The sequence below is a fragment of the Paraburkholderia piptadeniae genome (genome assembly GCF_900007165.1).
In the GTDB taxonomy this organism is placed as follows: Bacteria; Pseudomonadota; Gammaproteobacteria; order Burkholderiales; family Burkholderiaceae; genus Paraburkholderia; species Paraburkholderia piptadeniae.
In genome coordinates this window covers 1-9834 of the sequence record NZ_CYGY02000041.1, presented here as the reverse complement: position 1 = coordinate 9834, position 9834 = coordinate 1, and the positions used below count along the sequence as shown (strand labels likewise).

At 60.8% G+C, this 9834-nt stretch carries 12 protein-coding genes; 7 read left to right on the top strand and 5 right to left on the bottom strand.

Features of this window, described 5'->3' with window-relative positions:
* The coding region (locus BN2476_RS21670; RefSeq protein ID WP_143811017.1) for a helix-turn-helix domain-containing protein at window positions 1-376 on the top strand (376 nt) is incomplete at its 5' end.
* On the opposite strand, the gene BN2476_RS21665 is transcribed toward BN2476_RS21670, so the two are convergent.
* The gene (locus BN2476_RS21665; protein ID WP_087736222.1) at window positions 313-624 is read right to left on the bottom strand and encodes a TFIIB-type zinc ribbon-containing protein; all 312 of its coding nucleotides are present in this window, start codon (window positions 622-624) and stop codon (window positions 313-315) included. The two genes, BN2476_RS21670 and BN2476_RS21665, sit on opposite strands and share 64 nt — an antisense overlap.
* A gap of 14 nt (window positions 625-638) precedes the next feature.
* Window positions 639-1433 carry a TerC family protein gene (locus BN2476_RS21660; RefSeq protein WP_087736221.1) on the bottom strand — a complete coding sequence of 265 codons (795 nt, stop codon included), beginning with the start codon at window positions 1431-1433 and terminating at the stop codon, window positions 639-641.
* 150 nt (window positions 1434-1583) lie between these two features.
* Here BN2476_RS21660 and BN2476_RS21655 point away from each other — a divergent pair, with 150 nt between their 5' ends.
* On the top strand, window positions 1584-2468 hold the full coding sequence (locus BN2476_RS21655; RefSeq protein WP_087736220.1) for a LysR family transcriptional regulator: 885 nt from the start codon (window positions 1584-1586) through the stop codon (window positions 2466-2468).
* Between the two features lie 116 nt (window positions 2469-2584).
* Window positions 2585-2941: an HPF/RaiA family ribosome-associated protein gene (locus BN2476_RS21650; protein WP_087736219.1), complete on the top strand. Its 357-nt coding sequence runs from the start codon at window positions 2585-2587 to the stop codon at window positions 2939-2941.
* A 70-nt stretch (window positions 2942-3011) separates the two neighbouring features.
* Here BN2476_RS21650 and BN2476_RS21645 read toward each other — a convergent pair whose 3' ends face one another.
* Window positions 3012-3833, bottom strand: coding sequence for an SIR2 family NAD-dependent protein deacylase (locus BN2476_RS21645; protein ID WP_087736218.1), 822 nt, complete (start codon window positions 3831-3833; stop codon window positions 3012-3014).
* Window positions 3834-3970: 137 nt separating this feature from the next.
* On the opposite strand from BN2476_RS21645, the gene BN2476_RS21640 reads away from it, so the two are divergent.
* A complete protein-coding gene (locus BN2476_RS21640; RefSeq protein WP_087736217.1) occupies window positions 3971-4609 on the top strand; it encodes a LysE family translocator in 639 nt (212 codons plus the stop codon).
* A 109-nt stretch (window positions 4610-4718) separates the two neighbouring features.
* Here the strand turns inward: BN2476_RS21640 and BN2476_RS49355 are convergent, their stop codons facing one another.
* Window positions 4719-4847: a hypothetical protein gene (locus BN2476_RS49355; RefSeq protein ID WP_268957919.1), complete on the bottom strand. Its 129-nt coding sequence runs from the start codon at window positions 4845-4847 to the stop codon at window positions 4719-4721.
* Window positions 4848-5348: 501 nt separating this feature from the next.
* Between BN2476_RS49355 and BN2476_RS21635 the strand changes: the two genes are divergently transcribed.
* The 3 genes from BN2476_RS21635 to BN2476_RS21625 are packed head-to-tail and all read left to right on the top strand — an operon-like array spanning window position 5349 to window position 8225.
* The gene (locus BN2476_RS21635) at window positions 5349-6158 is read left to right on the top strand and encodes an acetoacetate decarboxylase (RefSeq protein ID WP_087736216.1); all 810 of its coding nucleotides are present in this window, start codon (window positions 5349-5351) and stop codon (window positions 6156-6158) included.
* 21 nt (window positions 6159-6179) lie between these two features.
* Window positions 6180-6962, top strand: a complete 783-nt coding sequence (locus BN2476_RS21630) for a 3-hydroxybutyrate dehydrogenase (RefSeq protein ID WP_087736215.1) — start codon at window positions 6180-6182, stop codon at window positions 6960-6962.
* A gap of 9 nt (window positions 6963-6971) precedes the next feature.
* Window positions 6972-8225: a DUF3734 domain-containing protein gene (locus tag BN2476_RS21625; protein ID WP_087736214.1), complete on the top strand. Its 1254-nt coding sequence runs from the start codon at window positions 6972-6974 to the stop codon at window positions 8223-8225.
* Between the two features lie 110 nt (window positions 8226-8335).
* On the opposite strand, the gene BN2476_RS21620 is transcribed toward BN2476_RS21625, so the two are convergent.
* Window positions 8336-9793 carry an alkaline phosphatase family protein gene (locus BN2476_RS21620; RefSeq protein ID WP_087736213.1) on the bottom strand — a complete coding sequence of 486 codons (1458 nt, stop codon included), beginning with the start codon at window positions 9791-9793 and terminating at the stop codon, window positions 8336-8338.
* Window positions 9794-9834: the final 41 nt, after the last annotated feature.

Sequence of the window (9834 nt, the reverse complement as noted above, 5' to 3'; positions counted from 1 at the left end):
TCGACCGGTTGAATCCGCACATCGCCTTTGGACAGTGGCGGCGCTCGCCGATCACGTCGGCATGTCGCGCCCGGCGTTTTCGGCGCGCTTCACACAACTGGTCGGCGAACCGGCGATGTACTACGCGGTGCGCTGGAAGATGCAGGCCGCGCTCACGCAGTTGCAGCAAACGGATGCATCGCTGACGGAACTCGCGATGCGGCTCGGCTACGATTCGGACACGGCGTTCAGCCGGGCGTTCAAGCGCATCGTCGGCATTGCGCCTGGCGCGGTGCGGCGCAAGGCGCGAATGCAACCGGGCGATGCCAACGCTCAATCGAAATCGAACATATCGAACAGCGACTTCTTCTTGCGGCGCGCATCGTCATGCGTGTGATGGTAGTCGCGCGAGTCGTGACGCCGGCCCCACTCCTGTTCATGCCGCGCATCGCCGCTATAGCGCGTCTGACGCTCATGCTCTGCGTCCGCGCGCTGCGACCCCGGCGTGTCCTGCATCTGCTCGATCAGCTTGTCGAGTTCGCCGCGATCGAGCCAAACGCCGCGGCACGTCGGGCAGTAATCGATTTCGATGTTTTGCCGCTCGGTCATCAGCAGATCGGGGGTCTTGCAAACGGGGCATTTCATTGCGTTGCTCCTTGTCATTTCGCCAGTTCGGCATTCCGGTGATTCGGGTTTGTTGCGCCGCCTTCCGCGTCGCGCTCGCGCTTTGTCCTCCTGCGACGCGCCAGCATGTTCATGCCTTCGACGAAGCCGGCAAAAGTCATCGCCGCGTAGATGTAGCCCTTCGGCACGTGCGTACCGAAACCTTCGGCGATCAGCGTCATCGCGATCACCAGCAGGAACGCGAGCGCCAGCGTGACGATGGTCGGATTGCCTTCGATGAACTTCGACAACGGAGCCGCCGCGAATAGCATCGCCGTGACGGCCGCGATTACCGCAATGAACATGATGGGCAGGCGATCCGTCATGCCGACGGCCGTGATGATGCTGTCGACGGAGAACACGAGGTCGAGCAGCAGGATCTCGCCGATCGCAGCCGTCGCCGTCAGTCCACCGACACGCGCGGCCGCATTCGACACATCGGCATCGCGGCTCACGTGATGGTGCATTTCACGCGTCGCCTTCCACACGAGGAACAGACCGCCCGCGAGCAGAATCAGGTCTCGCCACGAGAACGCATGATCGAGCACGGAAAACACCGGCTCCGTCAGGCGCGCAATCCACGCGACGGTGCCAAGCAGGCCGAGACGCATCACGAGCGCGAGCATGATGCCGATGCGCTGCGTCCGTGCGCGCTGCGCTTCGGGCAGCTTGTTGCTCAGAATGGAAATGAAGATCAGGTTGTCGATGCCGAGCACGATTTCCATCACGATGAGTGTCACAAGTGACGCCCATGCAGCGGGATCGGTGACGAGAGTCAACAGGGAGTCCATTTGCGCGCGTTGTTGTCAGAGGTTGAGTAAAAGCGGCTGATTACCGGGGCACAGCCTGCAAAGCGAATGATCCGTCACCTGCGACATCGAAAAAACCAGCGATAATCAGACGATTCGTTCGTATTTTTCGAACTTGACGAGGAGCCAAAAATGCTCAACTACCGCCACTTGCACTATTTCTGGGTGGTCGTGAAAGAAGGCGGGTTTGCGCGCGCAGCCGAACGGCTCGACATGGCCGTGCAGACCATCAGCGCGCAGGTGCGTGAACTGGAAAAATCGCTCGGCCATCAGTTGCTGAAGCCGGCTGGCCGCGGCGTCGCGATGACGGAGGCGGGCCACGCGGCCTTCACGCGCGCGGAAGAAATCTTTCAGCTCGGAAGCACGCTGCACGACGAAGTGCGCGAAGCCGCAAGTGGAGCGGTCGCGCGCTTCGCGGTCGGTCTGACGGACGGCATCTCGAAGCTGGCCGCCTATGCGATCCTCGCGCCCGTGCTGGATACGCCGTCGCTGCGGCTTCTGTGTCACGAGGGAGAATCCGAGCAGTTGCTGGCCGAGCTCGCGCATCATCATCTGGATCTCGTGCTGTCCAGTCAGGCGGCGCCACATAACGCGAACTTGCGGCTGTCGAGCGAACGCCTGATCGCATCGCCGATCGACTGGTACGGGCCCACCGCCACCGTGCGCAAAAGCGCCGTCGATCACTTCCCGCAATGCCTCGCAAGCCTGCCCGTTTTGCTGCCGACAGGACACTCGTCGCTGCGCTCGCGGCTCGATCGCTGGTTCGAAACGGAAGGCATACGCCCGCGAATCGCGGGCGAGTTCGAAGACAGCGCGTTGATGGCGCTATTCGCGTCGCGGGGCCTAGGCGTGTTTCCGCTCGCGGCATTCGGCGCCGAGCGCACCGACCCGATGCATCGCGGCTTGCGCTGGCTAGGCCGGTCACCGGATGTGAAAGAGGAGATACACGCGATCGTGTCGCGGCGCGGACGCCATCATCCGTTGACGCAAAAGGTACTGGCTTCCGCTTTGGGCTAGCTGTTATGGCCGTTATGCACGGCTTCGTTTTTTCGAACTTGCTGTTCCGCTATTTCTGCTTTTTCCGAACACTTCGACACCGTACTCTTGAGCCGTACCCACGACGGAGGTGTCACATGCAAGTCCTGTTCAAGTCCCGCGACCGTGAAGCCGTTCGCATGCGCAGCTTCGCGCGGCAGCGTATCCGGTTCGTGTTCCGACGTCTTGACTGGCTGATTTCGAAGGCAACGGTCAGTCTTTCGGACATCAACGGCCCGCGCGGCGGGCTCGACAAGCGCTGCCAGGTGCAGGTGCAGACACCCGATGCGACGCCCGTCGTCGTGAAGTCGATTGCGAGAGACTGGCGCGGCGCGCTCGATCTGGCGCTCTATCGAGCGGCGCGTTCCATCGTGCGCAGACAGCAGACTCGTGTTGCCGCGCGACGCTTCAGCCAGCGCGAGCCCGCATGGACCGCTCAGCCTGATTCCGTTTAAGCACGAATGCGGTTGATGGCTGCGTGGTCGGCGGCACCGCGAGCGCGGTGTCGCCCGTTGCGCTCGCGCGCTATGCGTTCATTGCACGATCGAGCAACCTCAAGCCCTCGACTCCGCCTCTGGCAAGCCCAATGCCCAGATGCGAATCGATGCCGAAATCGCGCGGATTGATGCGAATGACGCGTGACCCGTGGTACTCGCTAAAAAGACGCACAGTCGGTATGGCCTTGCCCGCGCCGATCTCGATCACGACAAGCCGCTCGACCGTCGACAACCACGCATGCAAGCGCGCCTCCTGCTGCTCGGTGCGCAGCGCAATCCAGTCGTAATCGCCGAACATCAGGATATTGGGCCGCGCTACTCCACCGCATGCCGGGCAGCGCGGAAGATCGCTCGTCAGTTCGCAGGTCGTTTCGTCGACGATGGGACGCACGTCATCGGCGGACCATAGCCGGTCGTTGCAGACCTCCGAGCATTGCAGAACGTGAATCGAACCATGGCACTCGGCTATGGTTGTATCGTCGACGCCGGCCTTCTGAAACTGTCCATCGACGTTGCTCGTGAACACCCACAGCCCGCGCGGCATGGAGTCGGCCCAGCGGCGCAGCATGTCGAAGCCCTCATGGGGAATCGTGCGCCGGTACAGGTCGAGACGATGCCCATAAAATCCCCAGCATAGCCGCGGATGCAGCGCCATCACGCGCGGATTCGCCATGTCCTGAAAGGTGAGGCGCTGCTGTTTCAATGCGGGATAGGCGCGCCAGAACCCATCGGCGCCGCGATAATCGGGCAAGCCCGAATCAACGCCCATGCCGGCGCCTGCCGTCACCAGCATTCCATCGGCCTCGCACAGCCACGACACGGCGCGCTTGATACGTTCGTTTTCGTCCATCGCGCTACTCTAGCAATTCGCACACAAAGCGTCTTGTACGCCGCGCTTCGCGTATTGGACAATAGCGACGCGAGCCGACACATGGTTCGCGAGGCCGTCATTCAAGCAGTTGGCCACCTTATCGAGGAGACAAATCGATGTCCGCATCCGCCACTGTGTTTGCCATTCTCATCGCGTTGTTGCTGGGCGCGATGATTCCGGGGCCGAGTTTCGTTCTCGTTGCGCGAAATTCGATCAGCCTGTCTCGCAGCGACGGACTTTCGACCGCACTCGGCATGGGCGTCGGCGGGATTTTCTTTGGCGGCATCGCGCTTGCCGGGCTCTATACGTTACTGGTTGCCGTCGAATGGCTTTATATCGCGCTGAAAATTGCGGGCGGGCTGTATCTGATGTACATCGCGTCGAAGATCTGGCGCGGCGCGGCTCAGCCCATTGCGATGGATAGTCCCGACGCGGCGAATGGCCGTAGCGCAAAGAAGTCGTTCTGGATCGGCTTGACGACGCAGCTCAGCAATCCGAAAACGGCGATCTGGTACGGCAGTATCTTTGCGGCACTGCTGCCGCAGCATCCGCCCGTGTGGTGCTATTTCGTGCTGCCGCCGCTCGTCTTTGCAGTGGAGGCCGGCTGGTACACGTTCGTCGCTCTGTGCTTTTCGAGCCGGCATCCGCGCGAAGTTTATTTGCGCGCGAAGAAGTGGATCGACCGGATTGCAGCGGGCGCGATCGCGGCGCTCGGGCTACGGCTGATCTTCGCGGCGAAGAAGGCGGGAATCTGACCGCAGAAGCACAATGGCCGCGCCAGCCGGCCGTAGAACGGTGATGGACAAAGGGGGAGTACGGCTCGTACTCCCCCTTGTCGTATGCGGAATGCCCGGCGGTAAATGCTTAGCGGCGATAGGCTTCGGCCAGCACGGCGCAATGCTGCAGATGCAGCTCGACAGCGCGGATGGCGAGTTCGCGCAGACGCGAGAGCCAGTTCGTGGACGGGGCGGCGGCGGTCGTAGCTTGTTGCATGGCGGACTCCTTTTACGGGTAATACCCTAGGTAATTACCCTAGTATATCCGTGCGCATGACGCAACGCAACAAATCAATAGATCATTCGCCAGCGAGCGAAGCAACCTTACATCGGGCCTTCGTCATCTGCATATACACGTTTATCGGGTTCAATTGCATTCGCTGAAACCGAATGCGCTCACAACGAGCAGTTGCGCACCACCGAAACGAAGCCAATCAGATAGATTGGATACCTCAATATATTCATGCACGTGGCGGATCACGAACTGCACCAGTTGCGTGACAGCAGTATTTCACTTGTGCTGATGCGTTCATTTCGATCGAGCAAAGATGTCATGCCGGATTTCACAATGATCGGTCGTTTAGCGAATCGAATTGAAAGCATCAAGTACTGTTGCGTTTGAACCAACGGTGTATTGGAAAAATTAATGTGATCGTGCAAATACTTTTGCTCTAAGATTCGCCGTGCTCCAACAACGCCTATCGCTCAAAGGAAAAGTATGGACATCAAGTCAATCCGGCAATCTGCTTTTGCGATGCCCGTTCACAATCCCGCCTACCCTCGCCCGCCATTCCGTTTTCTCAATCGCGAGTACTTCATCATTTCGTATGAAACGGAAATGGATGCGCTGCGCGCGGTTGTGCCCGAACCTCTCAAGCCGGAAAACGCACTGGTCCATTACGAATTCATTCGCATGCCGGATTCGTCGGGCTTTGGCGACTACACGGAAAGCGGTCAGGTGATTTCCGTGCGCGATATGGAAGGACGTCTAGGGAACTACACGCACTCCATGTATCTCGACGACGAAGGCCCGATTGCCGGCGGCCGTGAAATCTGGGGCTTTCCGAAGAAACTCGCGCGCCCGAAGCTGAGCGTCGACGGCAACGACACGCTGCTCGGCACGCTCGACTACGGCACGCAACGCATCGCGACGGGCACGATGGGCTACAAGCATCGGATGCTCGACATCGAAGCCGAGCGCGCCAAGCTCGCCGATACGCCGAACTATCTGCTCAAAGTGATTCCGCATGTCGATGGCAGCGCGCGCATTTGCGAGCTCGTGCGCTTCTATCTGCGCGACGTGACGGTGCTCGGCGCATGGACTGGCCCCGCCGCACTCGAACTGCATCCGCATGCGCTCGCACCCATCGCGGAACTGCCCGTCAAGCGCGTGATCGGCGCGCGTCACGTGATTGCGAATCTCACGCTCGATATCGGTGAAGTGGCGTTCGACTATCTCGCACCCGCACAAGCCAATGCGCAGACAGCGAAGAAGTCGAATGACGACGCACTGGAACTCGCTCTCTAAACCACTCATCAGGGAAAGAACATGTCATTGCAAAACAAGGTCGCGCTCGTCACGGGCGCAGCAAGCGGCATTGGCGAACAATGCGCTCGCAAATTGGCGAGCCTTGGCGCTTCCGTCGTCATTGCCGATCTGAACCTCGATGCCGCGCAGAAAGTCGCGGAAAGCATCGTCGCCTCGGGCGGCAAGGCACTCGCCGTTGCAATGGACGTGACAAATGAAGAAGCCGTCAATGCGGGCGTCGATAGCGCGGTGAAGCAACTCGGCGGTATTGATGTGCTCGTATCGAATGCGGGCATTCAGATCGTCGCGCCCATCGAGGACTACTCGTTCGCCGACTGGAAGAAGATGCTCGCGATTCATCTGGACGGAGCGTTTCTGACCACGAAGGCGGCGATCAGGCACATGTACGACAGCAAGCGCGGCGGCTCGATCGTCTATATGGGATCGGTCCACTCGCATGAAGCGTCGAAGCTGAAGTCGGCCTACGTGACCGCCAAGCACGGCCTGCTAGGCCTCGCTCGCGTCGTCGCGAAAGAAGGCGGTCCGCGTGGCGTGCGCGCGAATGTCGTGTGCCCGGGCTTCGTCCGCACGCCGCTCGTCGAGAAGCAGATTCCCGAACAGGCAAAGGAACTCGGCATCACCGAAGAAGAAGTCGTGAAGAACGTGATGCTGAAGGAAACGGTGGACGGCGAATTCACGACGGTCGACGACGTCGCCAATACGGTTGCGTTCCTCGCGGGTTTTGAATCGGCGGCACTGACGGGACAGTCGGTGATCGTCAGCCATGGCTGGTCGATGCAGTAAGGAGCTTGCATGCGCAGCGACACGAAAAAAATAAGCGCGCGGCCGGATGCCTTTGTGTTGCCGCGCTACGACGAGATCGCGCTCGTCCTGCAAGGCGGCGGAGCACTCGGCTCGTATCAGGCGGGTGTCGTCGAAGGACTGGCCGAGGCGAACGTCGAGCCGGACTGGATCGCGGGCGTGTCAATTGGCGCGCTCAATACGGCGATCATCGCGGGCAATGCGCCGGAAAACCGCGTGGAAGCGTTGCGCGGATTCTGGAACGCGATCTGCCATCCGCTCGACTGGATCGGCAGCGTCAGTGCGTGGACGCTGCCCGGTCTAGGCTTGCAGGACCTGTCGCGCAAGTGGGCCAGCATGTGGGCTGCTGGCCGCGCGTTGACGGAAGGCCAGCCGGGGTTTTTCGCGCCGCGCTTTCCATTGCCCGTTGCCGGACTTGCAAAGCTGGACCCGAGCCGCGTCAGCTACTACGACACGGCCGCGCTCAAGGCAACGTTGCAGCAGTACGCCGATTTCGATCGCATCAACGACGGCAAGATTCGCGTGTCCGTGGGCGCCGTGAATGTGCGCACGGGTAATCTCACGTACTTCGACAACGCCAGAATGCGTCTCGCGCCCGAGCACTTCATGGCGTCGGGCGCATTGCCGCCAGGCTTTCCTGCGGTCGAAATCGATGGCGAATACTACTGGGACGGCGGACTCGTTTCGAATACGCCGCTCACGGAAGTTCTGCGAGACTCGGATCACAAGGACACGCTGGTCTTTCAGGTCGATTTGTGGAGTGCGAAAGGCAATGCGCCGGGCGATTTTCTTGACATATCGGAGCGTGCAAAAGACATTCAGTACTCAAGCCGGACTCGCGCGATCACCAACATGCTCGCGGAACGGCAGAAGCACGCACGCTTCATCAAGGAGTTGCTCGAGCATGTGCCGACGTCGGTGCTGAAAGCGGACCCGCTATTCCGGCTTGCCGAAGCGGCCGCGGATGGCAGCGCGATCAACGTGGTGCATCTGATCTACAAGAACAAGCCATACGAAGGCCACTACAAGGACTACGAGTTCAGCATGGATACGATGCTCGAGCACTGGCAAAGCGGCCTCGACGACATTCGCGATTCGTTCTCGCATCGCGAATGGTTCGATGTGCCGAGCCGTGAGCAGGGTTTCGCCACACACGACGTGCACCGCCCCGTCGGATCGGTGCCGCAGTCGGACAAGAACACCGTCGAAACGTTGCCGGACAAGAGCCGCAAGGAAGCAGCCTGAGTACGCTTCGATTGAATTCGTGCCAAAGGAAACACGGCTCTGCAATACGCATGTTGCAGAGCCGTATTTTTATCGAATTGCGCAAATGCGTCACGAAGGCTTCGCAAAAATTACATGCCGCCTGGAAAACCTAGCGCAGTCGCTTTCGCACGCAAATCCGCAAAGCGGCCGGCCGGCGGATTGACGGCTGTCGCCGACGCCGCGCTCGACGGAAGTTGCTGGCTGCGATCGACGCCGCCGAGCCCCGGTATGATGCCCGCCACCGAGCATTCGACGCCGAAGGTTCCCTGCGTCACCGCAATGGCGGGCGCATCGGTTCGCGCGGCATCGCTGAAGTCCAGTGCATAGGCCATGTTGAAGGTGGCGGGATCGGTTGCGCGCACGCCCAACGGATCGATGCCGAAGCGCCATGCGAGCAGTTGATGAATCGAGCTGGGATCGAACGGATAGCGCGACACCATGTTTGCGCGCGTACGCGGTCCGAGCATCATGCACGGCACACGAAAGCCCAGGCGGCCGTCGTTGCCCACGCCCTGTTCGGCCGTCGATACAGGCCTGATGGGTGGCACTGCATGTTCCATGAAACCGCCCCATTCGTCATAGACGAGGATCATCAGCGTCGTGCTCCACTTCGGCCCGGTGCGCAACGCGTCGTAGATCTGGCCGAGCAGGACCTGGCCGTTGCGCACGTCCGCATGCGGGTGATCGTCGTTGGACGTGCCCTGCGGTTCTCCCGAGAAACTCGGATCGACCATGCAGAACGACGGCAGATTGCCCGACGCCGCATCCGCGAGAAAACTCGCGAAGAGCTTCGAGCGGCTGACAAAGCGCGAGCCGTACAAAGCGGTGAACGGCACATCGTGGAAGTAGTACGTCGATGAGACGTTCTTCGCGTCGAGCCGGTCCCAGATGGTCGGCAGCGAAGAGGTGCCGGTGCTGTCGTCGAGACGGTCGGTTTCGCCGCTGTGCAGATAGAGACGGTTCGGAAAAGTGGCCGACAGAGCCCCCGTCATGTAGTAATCGCAAACCGTGTACTGCGTGACCGCGCCGCGATAGAAGTCGAGATCGGCCGCGCCCAAAAAGCCGATGGGCAACAGATCGCCGTGCAAAAGGCTCGTGCCGGGCGTCAGCAGGAAGCCGTTCATCGCGCCATTGGCGAGTTGCGTGCGGCCGGCGCTGTACTGATGGTTCGGATCGGAGAACGAGCAGGCCTGGAATCCGTATGCCGCGTTCGACGTCAATGCGAACGACGACTGCGTCTGTCCGAATGCGTCGGGGAACTGGCGGTTCTGCTGATGTTCCGCATTCGGCACCCAGCCGAGCATGTGATCGAATGAGCGGTTCTCCATCGTGACGAGCACGATGTGATCGACGCCTGACGTGGCCGGGTCGGGCAATGCGGGCCTCGGCAGATTGGCGCGATCGGGCGGAATGCCGCTCGTCGCCCCCGCACTGCCTCCGCCTCCCCCGCCTCCGCCACAAGCCGACAACGCGACGGTGCCCGCGAGCGCAGCCAGTATCTTGCGGCGCGTGGGATCGGGTGCATTCGAAGACTGATGATCGCTCATGTCGTTCTCCCTTGTTGTTAGGGCCGTTGGGGGTGCCGTTG